Source organism: Thermococcus celericrescens, assembly GCF_001484195.1.
Classification (GTDB): domain Archaea; phylum Methanobacteriota_B; class Thermococci; order Thermococcales; family Thermococcaceae; genus Thermococcus; species Thermococcus celericrescens.
This window is the reverse complement of record NZ_LLYW01000014.1, coordinates 1-18,383: the sequence shown is the minus strand read 5'-3', so window position 1 is coordinate 18,383 and position 18,383 is coordinate 1. Positions and strand designations below refer to the sequence as shown.

General features: G+C 57.3%; 19 protein-coding genes and 1 pseudogene. 7 read left to right on the top strand and 13 right to left on the bottom strand.

Annotated elements, in window-relative coordinates:
• Positions 1-435 (top strand): annotated as a pseudogene (locus APY94_RS04430) (hypothetical protein); the annotation flags it as partial.
• Positions 417-1,547, top strand: coding sequence for a tripartite tricarboxylate transporter permease (locus APY94_RS04425; protein ID WP_058938490.1), 1,131 nt, complete (start codon positions 417-419; stop codon positions 1,545-1,547). The pseudogene APY94_RS04430 and the gene APY94_RS04425, both read left to right, overlap by 19 nt.
• A gap of 10 nt (positions 1,548-1,557) precedes the next feature.
• On the opposite strand, the gene APY94_RS04420 is transcribed toward APY94_RS04425, so the two are convergent.
• A complete protein-coding gene (locus APY94_RS04420; RefSeq protein ID WP_058938489.1) occupies positions 1,558-1,866 on the bottom strand; it encodes a DUF5748 family protein in 309 nt (102 codons plus the stop codon).
• Positions 1,867-1,936: 70 nt separating this feature from the next.
• Between APY94_RS04420 and APY94_RS04415 the strand changes: the two genes are divergently transcribed.
• Together APY94_RS04415 and APY94_RS04410 are read left to right on the top strand one after the other, a co-directional pair.
• Positions 1,937-3,127, top strand: a complete 1,191-nt coding sequence (locus APY94_RS04415; protein WP_058938488.1) for a class I SAM-dependent rRNA methyltransferase — start codon at positions 1,937-1,939, stop codon at positions 3,125-3,127.
• A gap of 142 nt (positions 3,128-3,269) precedes the next feature.
• Positions 3,270-4,001 carry a lipoate--protein ligase family protein gene (locus tag APY94_RS04410; RefSeq protein ID WP_245610410.1) on the top strand — a complete coding sequence of 244 codons (732 nt, stop codon included), beginning with the start codon at positions 3,270-3,272 and terminating at the stop codon, positions 3,999-4,001.
• 67 nt (positions 4,002-4,068) lie between these two features.
• Here the strand turns inward: APY94_RS04410 and APY94_RS04405 are convergent, their stop codons facing one another.
• Genes APY94_RS04405 through APY94_RS04395 form a run of 3 tightly spaced genes read right to left on the bottom strand, consistent with a single transcriptional unit; the run spans position 4,069 to position 6,130 of the window.
• Positions 4,069-5,049 (bottom strand): ATP-NAD kinase family protein, encoded by a 981-nt coding sequence (locus APY94_RS04405; protein ID WP_058938487.1) that lies wholly within the window; start codon positions 5,047-5,049, stop codon positions 4,069-4,071.
• A gap of 12 nt (positions 5,050-5,061) precedes the next feature.
• Entirely contained in the window at positions 5,062-5,880 is an 819-nt protein-coding gene (locus APY94_RS04400; protein ID WP_058938486.1) for a dihydrolipoamide acetyltransferase family protein, read from the bottom strand.
• Between the two features lie 4 nt (positions 5,881-5,884).
• The gene (locus tag APY94_RS04395) at positions 5,885-6,130 is read right to left on the bottom strand and encodes a biotin/lipoyl-containing protein (protein ID WP_058938485.1); all 246 of its coding nucleotides are present in this window, start codon (positions 6,128-6,130) and stop codon (positions 5,885-5,887) included.
• 53 nt (positions 6,131-6,183) lie between these two features.
• Between APY94_RS04395 and APY94_RS04390 the strand changes: the two genes are divergently transcribed.
• Both APY94_RS04390 and APY94_RS04385 read left to right on the top strand, forming a co-directional pair.
• Entirely contained in the window at positions 6,184-7,029 is an 846-nt protein-coding gene (locus APY94_RS04390) for an alpha-ketoacid dehydrogenase subunit beta (RefSeq protein WP_281175996.1), read from the top strand.
• An 8-nt stretch (positions 7,030-7,037) separates the two neighbouring features.
• On the top strand, positions 7,038-7,271 hold the full coding sequence (locus APY94_RS04385) for a biotin/lipoyl-containing protein (protein ID WP_058938484.1): 234 nt from the start codon (positions 7,038-7,040) through the stop codon (positions 7,269-7,271).
• Positions 7,272-7,275: 4 nt separating this feature from the next.
• Here the strand turns inward: APY94_RS04385 and APY94_RS04380 are convergent, their stop codons facing one another.
• The 5 genes from APY94_RS04380 to APY94_RS04360 form a co-directional block, all read right to left on the bottom strand.
• Positions 7,276-8,019, bottom strand: a complete 744-nt coding sequence (locus tag APY94_RS04380) for an RlmF-related methyltransferase (protein WP_058938483.1) — start codon at positions 8,017-8,019, stop codon at positions 7,276-7,278.
• A 29-nt stretch (positions 8,020-8,048) separates the two neighbouring features.
• Positions 8,049-9,335, bottom strand: coding sequence for a serpin family protein (locus APY94_RS04375; RefSeq protein ID WP_058938482.1), 1,287 nt, complete (start codon positions 9,333-9,335; stop codon positions 8,049-8,051).
• Between the two features lie 84 nt (positions 9,336-9,419).
• A complete protein-coding gene (locus APY94_RS04370; RefSeq protein ID WP_058938481.1) occupies positions 9,420-10,688 on the bottom strand; it encodes a M20 family metallo-hydrolase in 1,269 nt (422 codons plus the stop codon).
• A gap of 13 nt (positions 10,689-10,701) precedes the next feature.
• Complete coding sequence (locus tag APY94_RS04365) at positions 10,702-11,037, bottom strand: PqqD family protein (protein ID WP_058938480.1); 336 nt, start codon at positions 11,035-11,037, stop codon at positions 10,702-10,704.
• A gap of 51 nt (positions 11,038-11,088) precedes the next feature.
• The gene (locus tag APY94_RS04360) at positions 11,089-12,963 is read right to left on the bottom strand and encodes an OPT family oligopeptide transporter (RefSeq protein ID WP_058938479.1); all 1,875 of its coding nucleotides are present in this window, start codon (positions 12,961-12,963) and stop codon (positions 11,089-11,091) included.
• A gap of 296 nt (positions 12,964-13,259) precedes the next feature.
• On the opposite strand from APY94_RS04360, the gene APY94_RS04355 reads away from it, so the two are divergent.
• Entirely contained in the window at positions 13,260-14,075 is an 816-nt protein-coding gene (locus APY94_RS04355) for an MBL fold metallo-hydrolase (protein ID WP_058938478.1), read from the top strand.
• Positions 14,076-14,322: 247 nt separating this feature from the next.
• Here APY94_RS04355 and glmM read toward each other — a convergent pair whose 3' ends face one another.
• From glmM to APY94_RS04335, 4 genes are all read right to left on the bottom strand, one after another.
• The gene (glmM, locus tag APY94_RS04350) at positions 14,323-15,687 is read right to left on the bottom strand and encodes a phosphoglucosamine mutase (RefSeq protein WP_058938477.1); all 1,365 of its coding nucleotides are present in this window, start codon (positions 15,685-15,687) and stop codon (positions 14,323-14,325) included.
• Between the two features lie 29 nt (positions 15,688-15,716).
• Positions 15,717-16,121, bottom strand: coding sequence for a UPF0146 family protein (locus tag APY94_RS04345; RefSeq protein ID WP_058938476.1), 405 nt, complete (start codon positions 16,119-16,121; stop codon positions 15,717-15,719).
• A 32-nt stretch (positions 16,122-16,153) separates the two neighbouring features.
• Positions 16,154-17,272: an ABC transporter ATP-binding protein gene (locus APY94_RS04340; protein ID WP_058938475.1), complete on the bottom strand. Its 1,119-nt coding sequence runs from the start codon at positions 17,270-17,272 to the stop codon at positions 16,154-16,156.
• Between the two features lie 30 nt (positions 17,273-17,302).
• Positions 17,303-18,383, bottom strand: a 1,081-nt coding sequence (locus APY94_RS04335; protein WP_157065470.1) for a glucodextranase DOMON-like domain-containing protein, incomplete at its 5' end; no start/stop codon positions are given.

The following is an 18,383-nucleotide window of genomic DNA, read 5'->3' as shown; positions in this document are numbered from 1 at the left end:
GGCAACTGCACCGTTGTGGGGCGCGGTCGCTCTTTGAAACTTGACTGCAGTGACCTCAGGCTCTACGGCTTCTCCGCCCGGGTTGGCGACGTGATCCACATGGAGGCCCTGCGGCGCCGCTCCTCCCTCCTCTGCCTCAACTGTTCTGTTATCATGCCCAGGGAAGAGCTCCCAAACGGCATCTGCTCCTTTTCGGAAGGAATGTTCGCCAGAATCCGCGGGAACGTCTCCTGGGTCAAGGTTTACAGAAACGGTTTCGGCATCGCCAACGTTACCGGCGGGGAATGCTGGGTGCTCCTCAAGATTAAGAAGTCGCTGGGAGTAAGGCTGAATGAAAACGAAACCGTCACCGCCTACGGCTTCTTCACGACCTATCGCAGCATGCCCGCCTTTGAGGTTGCCTCGGGTGATGACGTGTGCTCCGTGAACTGCTGACGGGCATCGCGGGCGGCACCTTGAGCGGCATCGCGCCGGGGATACACGTCAACACTCTGGGAGCCTTTCTATCGGATATGGGAGTCCGCAGCAACCTCCTTCTGTTCGCGATGGGGCTGACCCACACTTTCCTTGACGTCATTCCCTCCGCCTTCCTGGGGGTTCCTGACGAGGGTACTGCGCTTGGAGTCCTCCCAGCCCACCGGCTCGTTCTCAGGGGGCGGGCAATGGAGGTCGTCAGAATCGCCCTGTGGGCGAGTTTTCTGGCCGTTCTCCTATCCATCCCCCTCGTGCCTTTCTACCTGCTGCTGGCCCCGGAGTACCGTCCAGAACTCGGCCGCTTCTTCGTTCTTTTCCTGGCGGTTCTCATAGTCGCGACTGAGAAGGGCTGGAGGAAGGTTTTTGTGCTCCTTGTCTTCCTGCTCTCGGGGCTCCTGGGCGTTCTGACCTTCAGGCTGGGTCTCTCTCAGCCGTTCTATCATCTGTTCACGGGTCTTTTTGGACTCCCCGTCGTTCTGCTGGCTCTGGGAAGTGGGGCACCCCCCGTGGGTGGTGGGGAAGATGGTAAAATCCTCCTTAGCAGGCGCCGTTTTGCCTGCCTCTCCCTCATGGGGACGCTGCTTGGAATGGTTGCATCCCTCGTTCCGGCCTTCACGGCATCCCAGGCGGCCCTCCTCGGTTCCTTCCTTTCGAAAGACGAGCGTTCCTTCCTGACCGTCGTGTTCTCAGTGAACACGGCCAACTTCATATTCTCCTTTGCCAATTTCCTCTCAACTGGAAGGAGGCGAAACGGTATCGTTGCCCTGATGGCGCCCGCTGCAGGTAGTGATATCTACTTCTACCTCCTGGCGGCCCTCTTCGTTTCGATGGCGGTTCTTCTCTATGCCGAGCCCCTCGCCGCTCTCATACTCCATCTGCTCGGGCGGGTTCCCTACGGGGCGCTCAACTCCGCGGTCGCCGGGATTCTCGTGGCTCTTTCGTACCTCTTCGATGGTGCCACAGGTTTGGTTGTTCTCTCGGGGGGCGTGATGATTGGACTGCTGGCGGCGGTACTTGGGGTCAAAAGAACGGGCTGCATGGGGGTGCTGATGCTCCCCATAATAATCGGATAAGAAGGGGAAATCAAACGAACTTCTCCTTCATAATCTTTTGGAGCTCCGCGTAGTCGGTGACGATCCTCTTGCCGTCAAGCGTGGTGAAGCAGGTCTTCTTGACCTTCACCGTCTTCATTTCAGTGTACTTCATCTCGGGCGGATCGTAAGAACCAGGCTCGACGACCTCGTCCTCGACGGCGTAGATTTCAAGCTCCGGCTGTCCGACGTACTTCCAGACCTTGTAGAAGGCCTCTGGCTCGAGGTGGATTTCGCCGTCAATCTCTATCCAATCCGCCCCTATATCCTCAAGAAACTCCTTCACTACCTCGAAGTGCATAGAATCACCAGCATAATATAGGACGCTAAGGGTTATATACCTATCGCCGAACTTCCACCGGTGGTGAGAGATGGCGAAGGTTATAGTTGACGCTCAGGCTGCGAGAGCGATAGGCAAGGGTGCGATGATAGTTTTCAAAAAGGGAGTCGTGAGAACCGAGGGTGAGATAAGGCCGGGTGACATAGCGGAGGTCTACACGCGCGGGGGCAAGTTCCTGGGCAGGGGATTCATCAACCCGAACTCCAACATCATGGTCAGGCTCATAACCCAGGACGAGCACACGGAGGTTAACAAGGAGCTCTTCCGTCAGAGGATCAGGAGGGCCAACGAGTACCGCAAGAAGGTTCTCGGCTACGACAAGGCGTACCGCATGGTGTACGGCGAGGCGGACTATTTGCCCGGCCTCATAGTTGACCGCTTCAACGAGATTGCCTCCGTCCAGATTTCGAGCATCGGCATGGAGAGGTTTAAGCTCGACGTTGCCGAGGCGATAATGGAGGCCGAGCCCGAGATTGATACCGTCTTCGAGAAGAACACCGGGCGCTCGAGGAGGAGGGAGGGGCTGCCCGAGATAGAGCGCGTCCTCCTCGGCAGGGAGAAGTACCGCACCATAATTGAGGAGGGCAGGGCGAAGTTCATCGTGGATATGCGCGGCCAGAAGACCGGCTTCTTCCTCGACCAGAGGGAGAACAGAATAGCCCTTGAAAAGTACGTCAAACCTGGGATGAGGGTTCTCGACGTCTTCACCTACACCGGCGGATTTGCGATACACGCTGCCGTTGCGGGCGCTGATGAAGTTGTGGCCGTCGATAAGTCCCCCTGGGCCATAAACATGGTGAAGGAGAACGCCAAACTCAACGGCGTGGATGACAGGATGAAGTACGTCGTGGGGAGCGCGTTCCAGGTCATGGAGGACATGATAAAGAGGGGCGAGAAGTTCGATGTCGTGATCCTCGATCCGCCGGCCTTTGTCCAGCACGAAAAGGACCTGAAGCGCGGGCTCAGGACGTACTTCAACGTGAACTACGCGGGGATGCAGCTCGTTAAGGAGGGCGGAATACTCGTCACGGCATCCTGCTCCCAGCACGTCGATATGCAGGCCTTCAAGGACATGGTTATCGCGGCCGCCGCAAAGGCCAGCAAGTTCCTCCGGCTCCTTGAGCCCTACAGGACGCAGGCCCCCGACCACCCGATACTGATGGCCTCGAAGGACACCGAGTATCTCAAGGCCCTGTTCCTCTACGTGGAGGACATGAAGTAGCCGCTCAGTCGTGGGCGTTTCAGCATACACGCCGGCTCAGAGGAGGTGCTTTCTCTTCATTGCGGCCACTGAAAATTGGGGGTTCACAATTAAGGCTTTTTCTACCCCTAACTTTATTAGCATCCACAGAGAATCATTAATCATGTCCCTTCGGGTGTTTGTCTTCGATAGCGGCGACCCAAAGTTCGACCTAGCCTTTGAGGAGGCCCTGGGCAGGCTGAGGGCGGGAGATAAAATTCCGGACACCCTTCGCCTCTGGAGGACTTCACGCTCTGTCGTTCTTGGGTATTTCAGAAGTGCCGAGGAGGACGTCAACCTCGATGTGGCCAGCGGAAATGGAATTCCGCTCATCAGACGCTTTACAGGCGGTGGTACGGTATACCTTGACGAGGGCTGTCTCAACTACTCCATCGTCATGAAGAGGAAGGTCGAGTTTCCAATTTCCTACCTCTACGGAACAGTTCTAAAGGGCACGCTTGCTGCACTCAAATCTCTGGGCTTCTCCCCCTACCTTAGGAACACAAACGACGTCGTTGTGAACGGAAAGAAGGTTTCGGGCACCGCTGCGAGTATTAAGTGGGGCGTCCTCTTCCTTCACGGCTCCATTCTTGTTGATGCTGATTTGGGGATGCTGAATTCCCTCCTGAAGGTTCCTCGGGAGTTTAAACTCTCGGTTGACCCGGTGAAGTACCGGGTGGCAAACCTCCGTGAGTTCCGTGGGGGATTGGAGTGGGGGATGTTATGGAGTCGCTTATCGAGGGGTATTCGAGCGCACTTTCGGTGGATGTTCGTATGGAAGAGCCTTCAAGGAGGGAGCTTGAGGCAGCTGAGGTTCTTTACAGGCTCAAATACTCGCGAGATGAGTGGAATCTAAAACTCCCCTCCTCCTACCTGGCAACCATGGATAAGACCATAGAAAAAGAACTGGGGAGGCTGTGCTTCTAATCTCCGAAGAAGCCTCTCTCTGCCGCAAGCCGAAGGGTTTTTCTGTAGTCTATCACCCTTGGTCCCTCTCTCGTGAGCCTGGCTGTTATTTCCCCATCCATCTCGACCTCCCTTTCATCATCGAGGGCGAAGAGGGTGGGACTGGTGCATATCTCGACCTCCTCCCCGAGGGGTATCTCTTTGACCTCGCCTACAAGAACCCGCTTGAAAACCCCCGGTGCTATCGGTGCCTTTACCTGCTTGCCCCTGCCTATCTCAAGATACAGTCCCAAGTCGTCCCCTTCAGTTACCTCCCTCAGGATTCCGGCGATGGAGCTGAGGCCTATGTTTGAGGGGGAGCATCGGGTGACCACGAGTTCCTTAAGGTACTCCGGCTTCCACACGGCCTTTGAGCCGACAAAGGAGTGAGTCGTCGCGGCGGCGTCTATGAGTGCTATGTCCCTCAGCTCACCGTCCTCAAAGAGCTCTATCCTCTTCGTCCGGTAGGTGCCCTCCTCGGGCTTTACGACCCCGGTCGCTATCGCTGCCACCGCTTCTCCGGCTATTGTGGCCTCTATCATGTACGGAAAGACGTTGTTTGTTCCGGTGGATATGGGTATTATTGGCGTCTCCCCGCATGCCTTCGCGACTATCCTGTTGGTTCCGTCGCCGCCTATCACAACTATGACTGACGCCTCCTCTCTGAGGACTTCGGTCGCCTTGTATGTGTCGCGCCAGTCCCCGAAAACCTTCATGTCTATCAGCTCGACCTCGATGTTGAGGTGATCCTCCATTGCTCTCTTTGCACCCGGGATTATTCCAAAGGTCTCGGGCATGCCGATTACCCTCTCCACGCCCAGCTCCTGGAGTATCAGGAGGAGCCTCTCGACTATGCTGACCTTTTCCATGTTGTCAAAGACGCTCGCGTGGGCCACCAGCCGTCGTATGTCCCTTCCCGATTCGGGGTTGGCTATTATCCCGACGGTTCTTCTCTTCATTCTTCCAGCTCCCTACAAGTCTCCGAAGACTTCTCCGGGGTTTTCCAGGTAGTGCTTTACCCGTCCAAGGAATCTCGCTGCTGGGGCACCGTCTATTGCCCTGTGGTCGAAGCTCAGGGATAGGATCATGACTTTGGCCGTTTTTATCTCCCCATTCTTTACCACCGGTTTCTCGGAGATTCTGTTGAGGCCCAGAATCGCCACTTGGGGCGGGTTTATTATTGGAGTGAAGGACTCCACGCCTAGCGTCCCTAGATTGGTGACCGTGAAGGTTCCTCCCACAAAATCCTTCTCCTTCAGGAGGCCTTTCTTTGTCCTCTCAATTATGTCCAGGTACTCATCGAGAAGCTCTTCAAGACTCTTTTCGTCAACGTTCCTGATAACGGGGGTTATCAGTCCTATGGGGCTGTCAACGGCCACGTTTATGTTGATGTCGTCGTAGACCGTTATCTTCTCCCCTTCCATCGTTGCGTTCACCTCTATGAAGTCCCTGATGGCCTTCGCAATGCACTTCAGCATGAGAACGGTGTAGGAAGGCTTTCTTCCGAGTTTTTCTGTGAGCTCCTTTTTGATCTCGATTAGTCCGTCCATCTCGGCTTCCATATTGAGGGTGACGTGGACAGCCTGGCGGTAGCTCTCCGAGAGCCTTTCTGCTATTACCTTTCTTATCCCGATCAGTTTGGTCTCCTTCAGAACCTTCGGGTAGAAGTGCTCCAGGGTATACTTCTCAAGGTCCTCAATGGTAACCTCGCCACCCGGTCCGGAGCCCTTGAGCTTCGAGAGGTCTATATCGTACTGCTCGGCTATCATCTTAACCTCTTCACTCACCATAGGATCACTCTTCCGTCTCTATTATCGCTATAGCCTCTCCAACGGGCACTTCCGCACCTGCATCGTGGAGTATCTCCACAAGGCAGCCGTCTTCGGGTGCCTTTATTTCCCCTGTCAGTTTCTCTGACTGGACTACCGCGATAACCTCTCCCTTTCGGACGGGGTCTCCGGCCTTCTTCCGCCATTCTAGGATTTCCCCCCGCTTCATGGTCATGCCGAGCTTCGGCATGATCACGTTTATTTTCTTCATATTTTCCCCTCCAAAATTCATGTTCTATGCGCTAGTAGTTTGGCCCCGAGAGGATTAGAGATACGCCCATAAGCGAGTCGGCCTTCATAGGCGCCGCCCTCGGGGCCGCATCGAAGGGCATGAGGCCGATAGTCGAGCTGATGTTCGTTGACTTCTTCGGCGTGGCGATGGATCAGATATACAACCACATCGCCAAGGCGCACTACATGTCGGGCGGACAGGTTAAGATGCCCATAGTCATAACCACAGCCATCGGCGGAGGCTACAGCGATGCGGCCCAGCACTCCCAGTGCCTCTACGGTCTGTTCGCCCACGTTCCAGGACTCAAGATAGTGATCCCCTCCAACTCCTACGACGCCAAGGGGCTTATGATAGCTTCCATACGGGACGACAACCCGGTCATGTACTTCTTCCACAAGGGACTCATGGGGCTCGGATGGATGCCCTCCCCGGAGGAAGCCGCGGTTGAAGTGTCCGAGGAGCCCTATACCGTCCCCATCGGCGAGGCCAAGGTCGTGAGGGAGGGCGACGATGTGACCATCGCGACGGTATCTCGCATGGTTTACGAGGCCCTGTGGGCGGCCGAAGAGCTCGAAAAGGACGGGATAAGCGTCGAGGTCATTGACCTAAGGGCCCTCGTTCCCCTCGATAAGGAGACCCTCGTAAACTCCGTCAGGAAGACCGGAAGGCTTCTCGTCGTGGACGAGGATTACATGAGCTACGGGATGAGCGGCGAAATAATAGCCACCGTTGTCGAGAGGATAGGCAACGAGCTCAAAGCCCTGCCGAGGAGGATAGCCTACCCGGACGTCCCGGTTCCGTACAGCAGGGTGCTGGAGAGGTTCGTCCTTCCGGACAAGGAGAAGATAGTGAAGACAGTGAAGGACATGGTCGGGTGAGTGGCAGAATGGAGGTAGAGGTCAAGGTACCCCGGACGACTAAGGAGGAAAAGACCGGCGTCCTGCTGAGCTGGTACAAAAACGACGGCGACCCCGTCGAGGAGGGTGAAGAAATAGCAGAGGTCATGATAGAAAAGGTTACCGTGTACGTTAAGGCCCCGGCGAGCGGGAGGCTTAAGATTCTGGTGAAGGAGAACGGGGAGGTGGCGCAGGGCCAGGTGATAGGCCTCATCGTGGCCTGACCTTTCATTTTTTCATTATTAAACTGTGCCTCCACCTCGTCCCGACCTTGAACTTCACGTCCCTCACGGAGTAGCCCAGCTCTTTTCCCTTTTCTTCCATGGCCTTTATCAGAGGCTTTTTGTCCGGAAGGAAGAGGGCAACCCTGCCGCCGGGCTTCAAATGATCCAGCGCCTCTTCGATTAACCTAACCGAGAAGGCCTCGCCGTGTTCGCCTCCTCCAACGCCTTCCCTCTCCGTCAGAACGCCCCTTGTCGGCCTCTCGTAGTACGGCGGGGCTGAAAAAATCACGTCAAAGCGCTCGCCTTCAGGGATTACTCCCCTGATTATCCCCCCGTTGCTCCTGATGAGCTTAACTCCGGCGCCGTTCCGCTCGATGTTCCTCCTCGCGTACTCAAAGAACTCCTCGTCGAGCTCCGTCGCGGTAACGTCGCAGTTGAAGAGCCTCTCTGCCATTAGCGCCATCATCGCGGTGTGTCCGGTTCCAATCTCAAGAACCCTCTCGCCCCCGCGCAGGAAGGTCTTAAGGAATAGGTAGCGCGAGACGGGGGTGGTCACGAGCCCGTGCGGGTGGTATTCTATCTCCAGCCCGAAGAGGGCCTTCGCTATGGCTTTGTTGTAGAGTATTCTCGCTTCCCTGTTCGAGAAGTCGAGCCTTCTGCGCCCGTCGAGGTAGTCGTTCAGCTCCGGAAACAGCTTCACAGCTTCCTTTACGGGCAGTCCTAGCTTTCCGTCCTTCCAGGCTGGCATGAAAAGAGTTGGGGGAGGGGCTTAAAAGCTCAACCCCTCGGGTCAACCAGCCTGCCGATGAAGAGCACGAGCCCGCTGTCCCTGTCGACTATGAGGAACAGGAAGGGATGGTCTGCCCTGAAGACCTTGTACTCCGGGGTTTCCACGGGAGCCGAAACCGCTGTGAATATCACCGCCGTCGCCGCGGCCGCCTCGGTGCCGTTCTCGGCGACGCTTATGAAGGTCTTGTGGACGACCTCGCTTATGGCGATGGGCTCCTTTGAGATGCCCGAGAAGTCCGCACGGTCTGTGAAGGCTTTTCTCATGCCCATTCCCCGGAGTGTCCCGCCCAGCTGGTATTCGCCCTCGAACCTGAACTTCGGTACCGTCACGTCAACTTTCTCGGGCTTGAGAGAGCTCAGGAGCCCCTTCAGGAACTGCGGGCTCAGCTTTTCCTCTATTTCGTTTAGGCCGTCCGTCTTCTTCGGGAGGATTATCACCATGCTGAAGTTGCTAAACCTGGAGCCCTCGTAGGACATCTCGAGGGCCTGAAGCTCGTCGGTCTCGGCGTAGTTGAACTTTTCAACCCTGTGCATCATTGGAACTCTTATCCTTTCACCTGTGGGCAGGGTAAAGGTGCCGTTCTTCGTGGCATCCGGACTGAAGCGGAGCGTCCAGTTAGCCTTGAAGTATACGGCGGTGGTTATTACCAGTCTCGTGTCTGGTGTCAGGCCGCTCACGAGGTTCTTTATCCTGCCGTTGGTTGTTTCCTCCGCCCATTCGTTGATCGTTCTCTCCGCACCCTTGGAATCCCCCCTGAAGTCGAGTTCCCTCACCTCGCCCAGATAGTACCGCCTTATGGTGTCGAGGTAGTCCTCCCCGGAATAGTCCTTCTGAACCCAGAGGGCATTGGCTATCCTAAGCTCTATCCCGGAGGGTCTCCCGGCGTCGAGCAGGAGTGTCCTGAACGCTTCCCTGCGCAGGGTTTCGTTCTCGGGAATGTGGAGGACTGACCCAATTTCCTCAGCGATCTCGCCGCGTGCGCCCTCGTAGGCCATTGCCATCGCCGTGAAGACGCTGAAGGGCGAGATGAAGAGGTTCCCGTTCCCCTTCGACAGCTCGCGGTAGAGTTCGATACCGAAGAGGTTGCTGGCTCCGACAACGTCCCCCGCCTCCTCGGTCTGGGTTGGATCGAGAACGTCGTTTTTGGTCATCGGAGGGGTAGGCGTCCCGCTTGGGGGGTTCTGGGGGACGGTTGATGTTCCGTTGCCTTCATTGGCTATGCAGCCGGACGCGATGACCACAAAGACGAGTGCAAGCGCTAAAAGCCGCCTCATTCCCGTCACCGAATTACTCTCGGCGGGAAATATAAATACATAGCGATAGTTTCAATCGAGTTTGGAACAAAATGGGAAGAAGGGTCAGAGAAGAGCCAGGGCCGCCATGACCTTGGCGTCTTCCACCAGGTTCTTTATCCAGGCGTACTCGTTGGGCTGGTGGGCGGTCTCGTCGAGCGTCGCCCATACAACCGCGGGAATCCCGAGCTTCCTGAAGTATGCCGCGAAGGTTCCGCCGCCTATTCCGCCGACCTTTGCCTCCTTTCCACGGAGTCTCCTCAGAGCCTCCCGGAGGAGCTTCACTATCTCGCTGTTGGGGTCGGTCGGGGCCGGAGCGTCCATGCGCTGGAGAACCTCGAACTCTATCTCCGGCAGAACTTTTCCATCGAACTCCTTCCTGTACTTCTCCTTGACCTCCTCGGCAAGCCTCTCGGCGTCGGCAAGGATATCATCTATGCTGTACCTCGGCAGAATCCTGCAGTCGAAGACGACCTCGTGCTCGCCTGGTGCTATGTTCGGGCTGTCGGCCGGACCGTGAACCATCGTCGGCTCGAAGGTGCTCTCCGCTGGCTCGAAGAGCTCGTCCCTCTCGCCGTACTTCTCGTGGAGGAGCCTGTCGAGGTGGTAGGCGAAGTCGAGGGCGACGCGGTGGGCGTTCAGGCCTTTGTCGGGCATGCTGGCGTGGACCTGCTTACCCCTGACCTTCACCCTGAGCCAGAGGATACTCTTCTCGGCCACCTCGATGAAAGTGCCCTCCTCGTTTCCACCATCCGGAACGAGAACTAGGTCGTCCTTCCTGAACAGCTCCGGGTGCTCCCTCATCAGCCACTCGACGCCGTACTTGCTCCCGGTCTCTTCATCGCTGACGAAGGCCAGAATGACGGTCCTCTTCGGCCTTATCCCGAGGTTCATCATGGCCCTTACGGCGTAAAGCGAAGCCACCAGGCTCTGTCCGTTGTCCTCGCTTCCCCTGCCGTAGACCTTGCCGTCCTTGACGACCGGCTTGAACGGTTCCGTGACCGTCCACTTACTCAGGTCTCCGGGCGGAACGACGTCTATGTGGGTGAGAATCCATAACCTCGGGCTTTCTTCGCCCTTTTCACCGTAGTAGTACGCTAAAATGCTCGGTCTCACTCCGTTCTTGGCCCTCTCGTCCGGCGCGTTGTAGACCTCGACCTTGTCGAAGGGCCAGTCCTTTATCATCTCGAGCAGCTTCTGCGCCTTGTCGTACTCGCCCTCGTAGCCGTAGTCCGGGCTTATGGCTGGGATTTTAATCAGTTCGACGAGGGTGTTCACCATCTCGTCCTGGAGCTTCTCAATCTCCTGCGAGACCTTCTCAAGGGCTTCGCTCATGGTTATCACCACCTCAGTCTAATTCATCCGTTCTTTTAAACTCAATCAAATACCTCTTCGCCAGCTCGAAAAGAAACGTCACCAGGCGCTCGTAGAGGGGCTCTGCGTCCTCTCCAAAGCGTGCCTTCAGAGCCTTCCCTATCTCCTTCACCGTTCTCCTGCCGTCACACAGCTCCCACGTGTAGGCCCCCATCTCGTCGAGCTCTATCCTCCTGTAGTCCCCGTGGAGCCTCCTGGCCAGAAAGTCCAGCTTTGAGTCCATGGGAATCAGGAGGTAGTACCTCCCCTCGATCTTCTTCAGTTCGATCTTCTCGTTGCGCACTGGCACGAGGTTCATGTACTCTTCCATGCCCATTCCTCCGGCGTTCAAAATTTAAAGGTTGGGAAAGAAAAGGGGAAGTCACTTCCTCTTGCCCGTCATGTAGAGCCAGAGCGCTATTCCGGCAAGGAGGATAACTCCCAGGATATTGCTGCTGAAGCCCGAGCTCGGGGCGACGCCTGCAACGATGAGGGCGGCGAAGAATATGCCCATGAGGGCCTCACCGGCGATGAGTCCTGCGGCGCCGAGGACGCCCGGGTCGGTCGGGTTCTCCCCTTCCTCGTTCCTGGAATTGGTGACGAAGTGCTTGACGAGACCGCCGATGAATATCGGAACGCCGAGGCTGAGCGGCAGGTAGATACCAACCGCGACCGGCATGACGGGGGTCCTGAACTTGGAACCCTTCATGGCGAGTATCTCGTCGAGGATTATGAGTGCTATGGCTATTCCAGCGCCTATGTATATCATGTTCCACTCGAGGTTGCCGGTGAAGACACCCTCTGTGACCTTGGCCATGAGGAAGGCCTGCGGGGCGGCGAGAGCGTTTTCCTTGGCGGTTGGGGTTCCCGCTATACCGTAGGCCTGGATGAGCAGGTTGAGCACCGGGGCCATGACGAGGGCGGCGAAGAAGGTTCCGACCATCTCGAAGACCTGCTGCCTCTTGGGGGTGGCGCCGACCATGTAACCGGTGGCGAGGTCCTGCATGGTGTCACCGGCTATGGCGGCGGCGGTACAGATAACGGCCGCGACGAGTATGGTCGCCGCCATGCCCTCCATCCCGCTGAGGCCGAGGGCTTTGAGGGCGAAGGCGGTGAAGAGCAGGCTCATGATGGTGATTCCCGAGACCGGGTTGTTGGAGGAACCGACGACACCCGCGAGGTAGCCGGCTATCGAGCTTCCGAGGAAGCCGACGATGAGGAGTATCACCGCCATTATTGCCGCGATTCCCACCGAGCCGATGATGTGGAAGTAGAGCAGGAACAGCGGGATGACGAATGCTCCTATGAGCATGAGGACATAGTTGAGCGGTAGGTCCTCCTCGGTCCTGAGGATCACCTCGCCGGACTGCTTCCTCTTGGCGACTTCAAGGCCGGCCTTGATACCCCTCCTTATCGGGTTCCTGAGCTTGATGAGGCTCCAGAGACCACCCACGACCATCGCGCCGACACCCATGTAGCGGATCTTGGTGCTCCATATGGTCCACGCGAGGTCAATCGGGCTGAGGTCGGTGTGGCCCATCTGGCCGGCGTAGATGGGGATGGCTATGAACCAGGCTATGGCGCCTCCGAGGAAGACGAGGAAGGCTATGTTGAGACCGACGATGTAGCCGACGGCTATAAGCGCCGCGGAGAGGTCGCTTCCGAAGTAGTAGACGCGGGAGCCGACCATCTTGGCGGCCTCAACGGTTCCTGACCAGAGGCCCGAGCTTCCGAAGAGCTTGAAGAGGCCTCCGAAGATTCCACCGTAGAGTATCGGTTTGGCGTGGCTTCCTCCCCTCTCGCCGGCTATGAGGACCTCGGCGCAGGCCATACCCTCTGGGTACGGCAGCTTCTCCTCTGCTATGAAGGCCCTCCTGAGGACTATGGTGAAGAGGGCACCGAGGGAACCGCCGAGGGCGGCGATTATGGTGACTATGTAGTATGGGAAGGTCGTGTAGTAGCCGAGGACGACGAGGGCCGGAAACGTGAATATGACTCCAGCCGCCAGTGATTCACCAGCTGAAGCAGCGGTCTGCACCATGTTGTTCTCGAGGATGTTTCTGTCCTTGAATGCGAAGAGTATTGCCATCGATATGACCGCCGCAGGGATACTGGCACTCACAGTCATACCTGCGTACATTCCAAGGTAGGCGTTTGCCGCGCCCATTATGATCGAAAGGACGATACCCAAAACAAAAGCCTTGATTGTGTATTCGGGCAGTGATTTCTCCGGTGGTATGTACGGTTTCAACTCCATATTCGCACCTCCAAACGGTGACATAATAGTTGGACACATGAATCGTTAAAAATGTTTTGTTAGGCTTCCTATTTTACAAATATCTGGAAAATTTTTGACTCTATCCTGTTCCATTTTGTGGTATGATTATTTGAGGGGGATGTACCTTTTTGACATTATGTTATATGCCATTCATATGACTTCCCTGTTATCTATTTGGGTGTTCATATATCTCCATCCGTGCGGGGAAAGGGCAATGTCTTATATACTCCCTCTGTGATACCCCTATGTCTGCAGAAGAACACGGGGGTGGAGATTTGATAGAGATAACCTTCCTCGGTAGCGGCGGCGGCAGGTTCATCACCATAACGCAGTTCCGCTCCACCGGCGGCTTCCACATACGCGCCAGCAGGAACATCTACGTTGACCCCGGGCCCGGCGCCCTCGTGCGCTCCTGGCGCTACAAGCTCGACCCTAGAAAGCTCGACGTCATCTTCGTCTCCCACAGGCACGTGGATCACTGCAACGATACCGAGGTCATGATAGAGGCCATGACGGGCGGCGCACTCAAGAAGAGGGGTGTTCTCATAGCATCCAAGAGCGTCGTCTACGGCGACGAGACCCACACCCCGGCCGTCAGCAAGTACCACCTGGACGTGCTCGAGAGCATACACATCCCGGAGCCCGGAAGCAGGATAGCGATAGGCGATGAGGAGATGGTGATAACCCCGACCCAGCACTCGGACTCGACCACCATCGGCTTCCGCATGAAGAGCTCCCTGGGCGACATCTCGTACATCCCCGACACCGCCTACTTCGACGGCCTGACCGACTGGCACGACGGTTCGAGACTGCTCATCGCGGCGGTCACCAGGCCAAGGGACATGGGCATCCCGTACCACCTGAGCACCGACGACATCGTTATGATGCTCAAGAGGATGCGTGAGAAGCCCGAGGCCCTCGTGGTGAGCCACATAGGCATGAAGATGCACTTCGCGAATCCCTACAAGGAGGCCAAGTACATCGAAACCGTCACCGGCGTCAAGACCTACGTGGCCAAGGAGGGCTTCAAGGTCATGGTGGAAAGGGACGGCATAGCTGTGAGAACCCTGAGACCAGCGAGGTTCGTCTGAGGGGGTTTTGATGGGCAGAAAGGCTCTCGCTTTGGTTTCAATTTTCTCATTTCTGTCCAACCTGTTCTTCGGCGAGTCCCGTCTGTCGCTCGACCTTTTGATCCCTGTGTTCCTTTACTGGCTCTACCTTGCAGGGATGGAAGAAAAGCCCCATGTGGGGCTTCTAATCAGGGATTTTGCGGTAATCTTCTCGGCCGGCACAGCGGGCTGGGTGCTCGGAACCTGGTTTAACGATGGAAATGAGGTCTCAGCCCTTCCTCATGACGTCTTCCACTGCCCTCGTGACGGTTTCGTAGGCAAGCTCAAACAGCTCGTCGCGCCTCTTCTCGCTCGGTGCCTCGACGACGACGCGAATCTTCGGCTCCGTTCCGCTCGGTCTGACTAGAACCCACGAGCCGTCCCTGAGGTTGAACCTGAAGCCGGAGATCGTCAGAACTTCCTTCACCTCACTGCGGAGAGCCTCCCCGAGAGCATTGTATGCCCTCTCCATCGCTTCTCTCTTGTGTTCGTCTGGGCATTTAACGTTCTTCTTGGTGAGGTAGTAGGTTGGTATCTCCTCCCGGATTATCTGGGAGAGCGGCTTTCCGCGCTCGTCTATGAGCTTTATGAGAAGCCCCATGGTCACGAAGCTGTCTATCCACGGCCCGAACCTCGGGTGGACCAGCTTCCACGGTTCTGCAGCAAATATGGCTCCGTAGCGCTTTATCCCATCGTGCGGCTGGCCGAGGGGGATTCTTACGACCCTTCCGCCTGCGTTCTCAACGACGTGGTCTATCCTTGAGCCGGTGTCGATGGAAACAACAACAGTCCCCCCGCCGTGTTCCTCCACGTAGAGCTTCGCGAAGAGCGCTATCAGGGTGTCCTCGTTCACGTACTGGCCCTTTTCATCGAAGACCGCTATCCTGTCGGCGTCTCCATCCTGGGCGATGACGAGGTCAACTCCAAGCTCCCTCGCCAGCTCCCCTAGGTAGGCTATGTTCTCGTACCTCGGTTCCGGCTTCCTTCCAGGGAAGTGGCCGTCAACGTGGGCGTTCACGCTTATTATTTTCGCCCCCATCTCGCGGAGCAGATAGGGGGCCAAAACGCTTCCCGCGCCGTTGGCACCGTCGTAGAGAACTTTGAGCTCGGTTTCGTGGTTCACGAATTCGAGAACGGCCCCTACGTAGTCGTCGATGACATCGATGGCTTTTACGGTCTTTATCTCACTCCAGGTGGCCTTTCTGAAGTTTCCGGAGAAAACGAGTTCCTCAAGCTCCCCCTCCTGCTCGACGTAGAACTCCGTTCCGTCGCCGTTGAAGACCTTTATTCCGTTGTCCGTCGGTGGGTTGTGGCTCGCTGTTATCATGACTCCCCCATCGCCGTGCTCCCGCGTCCCCCACGCTAGAGTCGGCGTCGGAATCAAACCGAAATCAAGAACCTCGGTTCCCGTTGAGAGAAGTCCCGAGATGAGGGCGCTCTGGAGCATTACGCTCGACGTCCTTCCGTCCCTCGCAACCGCCACAGTTTCCCCGTTGATGTACGTCCCAACTGCCTTTCCGAGGTTCATCGCGAGTTCGGGGGTGACCTTCTCCCACAGGGTGCCCCTAATTCCAGCGGTACCGAAGAGCTTCATAACACCACCGTGCTTAATTGGGAGGCGGTTTAAATACCTTTAGCGGAGTATATCGCCAGCCCCCTGAAGTTGGTGAGCCTCATCGTCCTGGGCATGGTGTCCCCCGTGAGGGGGAGGATGTAAACGGGGACGTGGAGTTTCCGCCCGAGCCCCAGGATGGGCCGCACTATCTCCGGGGTCGGTCTCACGGAGTAAAGCGCCGCGACCCCCTCGTAGAGCTCCACCTTTGGGCTGAAGAGGTCGTCCCTGACGGCGTTCAGGCCGAGCTCCACCGCCCTCTCGACGGACGCCGGGTTCCAGTCAACGGCCAGAACGTCGTAGCCCAGTTCCTTGAGTCTGAGCGCCACCTTGAACTGGAAGCCTATTCCAAGCTCGGCTATCCTGCCCTTCGGCACCTCCCTGGCCAGAAAATCGGCGAAGTCCTCTATACTCATGGAAAAAAATAGGGAAGGGGATTTAAAAAGCTTCAGAATACTGCCTTTCCGCTTCCCTTCTCGAAGACGTGGACCTTGCGCATGTCGAAGACCACGTCAACCTCCTGGCCCTCCACGACCTTGGACTCCGAGCGGAAGGCACCGAGGAAGTTTATGTCACCGACCCTCAGGTGGACTATCTTTTCGTTTCCTAGGTTCTCTATGATCTCCACCATGGCCCGCGCCATGTTCTCGCCCGGTATCTTTACCTGGGCGAACATGGCGTCGTAGAGGTCCTCGGGGCGGATTCCAAAGGTAACCTCCTTTCCAAGGAGCCCCCTGTCCCTCAGAACCTCCACCTGGTCGGGGAGGAGCTTCAGCCTGAACCCGCCGAAGTCCGCAAAGCCGTCCTCTGTTATCGTCGCATCTATGAAGTTCATGGGCGGTGCGCCTATGAAGCCCGCGACGAAGGTGTTGGCGGGCCTGTTGTAGACTTCGTCGGGAGTTCCGACCTGCTGGAGCACACCCTGGTTGATGACCGCTATCCTGTCGCCCATCGTCATTGCCTCCACCTGGTCGTGGGTGACGTAGATGGTGGTGACTCCGAGCTGCTTCTGCAGCCTCTTCAGCTCGGCGCGCATCTTGACACGGAGCTTGGCGTCGAGGTTGCTCAGCGGCTCGTCCATCAGGAATACATGCGGTTTTCTCACTATGGCCCTTCCGAGCGCAACACGCTGTCTCTGACCTCCCGAGAGCTCCCTGGGCTTCCTCCTCAGGAGTTCGGTGAGGCCCAGCATCTCGGCGACTTCCCTGACCCTTTCGTCGATCTCGGCCTTCGGGACCTTTCTGAGCTTGAGGGGAAACGCAATGTTGTCATAGACCGTCATGTGCGGATAGAGGGCGTAGCTCTGGAAGACCATGGCTATGTCCCTGTCCTTGGGCGGGACGAAGATCCCCTTTTCGGGGTCTGCTACGAGCGTGTCCCCTATGTACACCTGTCCCCTGCTCGGCTCCTCCAGTCCCGCTATCATCCTCAGCGTCGTCGTCTTTCCGCAGCCGCTCGGGCCGAGGAGTATCATGAATTCTCCATCCTTGACCTCGAGGTTCATGTCTTTGACGGCGGTGAACTCCCCAAACTGCTTCCAGACGTTGATGAGCTTGACTTCGGCCATTCTATCACCTCAAAAATTTGAAATGAAAGGTCAGCGCCGCCTCCTGACGAGGAGCGGCAGCAGGGCGAGTCCCACCAGGGCGGCAGGGCCGCAGATGCCGCCTCCACCGCTGGTGGTAGTTGTGGTGGGGCTTGATGTGGTCGTTGGGGTCGTGCTCGGACTGGTGGTAGTGGTGGTCTGGCTCGGTGAGCTCGTCGTGGATGTGGTGCTCGAACTGCTCGTCTCGCTGGTGGTCTCGGTCGGGGTCGGCTCCTCCCCGCCGCTGCCCTCCACGAGGGGTATCATGAGGACGGTGGCGGGCTTCATGTCCTTTGCGTCGTAGCTGCTCAGCTGCTCCTCCTGGGTCGGGCTGAAGTCTGCCGGGACGAGTTCGTCCACGACGCGTGGGGTTACACCGTTGATGACCGCGTCTGCCTCCGCCCCTCCAAGCTTCCACTGCTCCGCCTCAACGGCCACTGGCCTCCACTTGTCGGGGCCGTAGCCGTCCTGGGAGCCCGTGATGACTGCCGCATAGAGCCCGTACTCTCCAACGTTCGGCAGGTACTTCTTCGGAACCTTGACTATTATGGCGTTCTTGACGGGGTCAGCTGAAATCTGCATCTCACCCTGGTAAACGGTTCCGTTCGGGAGGATAATGAGGTTTCCGTAGTCCCATCCCGCGATTCTGAGGGCCACGTCCCACGGGTGGTGCGGGTCGAGCTGGACGTTGCTTCCGGGCCCGTCCGGGAACATCTTTATCGCCGAGATGTTTCCGCCGTCTCTGAAGTCGAAGTACGCTTCGATTATCTGGAGGCTGAAGCCGTTTGGACCGTTCCAGGGGTTGCCGCCGAGATCCCTGAAGTAGAATTCGAGGGTCCAGTCATCGTCGCCCTCAGTCATCTTGAACTTGAGGAGATCGAAGACTCCCGGCTTGAAGACCGCGTCCGTTGGGTATGTGTAGGTTCCGGGCCCGTGGTCGTCCCCCTCGGGGTCGCTCACAACGATGCCCTGCTTGAGGAGTGGGAGGGCCCTGACGGTGGCGAGCTTCATGTCGTTTGCATCGTAGCTGCTCAGCTGCTCCTCCTGGGTCGGTTCAAAGCCCTGCGGAACCAGCTCATCAAGGACGCGCGGG

Bases quoted from the DNA above. Each gene is read 5' to 3' on its own strand.
- APY94_RS04420 (WP_058938489.1), bottom strand. From the start codon at position 1,866: ATGCACTTCGAGGTAGTGAAGGAGTTTCTTGAGGATATAGGGGCGGAT.
- APY94_RS04415 (WP_058938488.1), top strand. From the start codon at position 1,937: ATGGCGAAGGTTATAGTTGACGCTCAGGCTGCGAGAGCGATAGGCAAG.
- APY94_RS04410 (WP_245610410.1), top strand. From the start codon at position 3,270: ATGTCCCTTCGGGTGTTTGTCTTCGATAGCGGCGACCCAAAGTTCGAC.
- APY94_RS04405 (WP_058938487.1), bottom strand. From the start codon at position 5,049: ATGAAGAGAAGAACCGTCGGGATAATAGCCAACCCCGAATCGGGAAGG.
- APY94_RS04400 (WP_058938486.1), bottom strand. From the start codon at position 5,880: ATGGTGAGTGAAGAGGTTAAGATGATAGCCGAGCAGTACGATATAGAC.
- APY94_RS04395 (WP_058938485.1), bottom strand. From the start codon at position 6,130: ATGAAGAAAATAAACGTGATCATGCCGAAGCTCGGCATGACCATGAAG.
- APY94_RS04385 (WP_058938484.1), top strand. From the start codon at position 7,038: ATGGAGGTAGAGGTCAAGGTACCCCGGACGACTAAGGAGGAAAAGACC.
- APY94_RS04380 (WP_058938483.1), bottom strand. From the start codon at position 8,019: ATGCCAGCCTGGAAGGACGGAAAGCTAGGACTGCCCGTAAAGGAAGCT.
- APY94_RS04375 (WP_058938482.1), bottom strand. From the start codon at position 9,335: ATGAGGCGGCTTTTAGCGCTTGCACTCGTCTTTGTGGTCATCGCGTCC.
- APY94_RS04370 (WP_058938481.1), bottom strand. From the start codon at position 10,688: ATGAGCGAAGCCCTTGAGAAGGTCTCGCAGGAGATTGAGAAGCTCCAG.
- APY94_RS04365 (WP_058938480.1), bottom strand. From the start codon at position 11,037: ATGGAAGAGTACATGAACCTCGTGCCAGTGCGCAACGAGAAGATCGAA.
- APY94_RS04360 (WP_058938479.1), bottom strand. From the start codon at position 12,963: ATGGAGTTGAAACCGTACATACCACCGGAGAAATCACTGCCCGAATAC.
- glmM (WP_058938477.1), bottom strand. From the start codon at position 15,687: ATGAAGCTCTTCGGTACCGCTGGAATTAGGGGCACCCTGTGGGAGAAG.
- APY94_RS04345 (WP_058938476.1), bottom strand. From the start codon at position 16,121: ATGAGTATAGAGGACTTCGCCGATTTTCTGGCCAGGGAGGTGCCGAAG.
- APY94_RS04340 (WP_058938475.1), bottom strand. From the start codon at position 17,272: ATGGCCGAAGTCAAGCTCATCAACGTCTGGAAGCAGTTTGGGGAGTTC.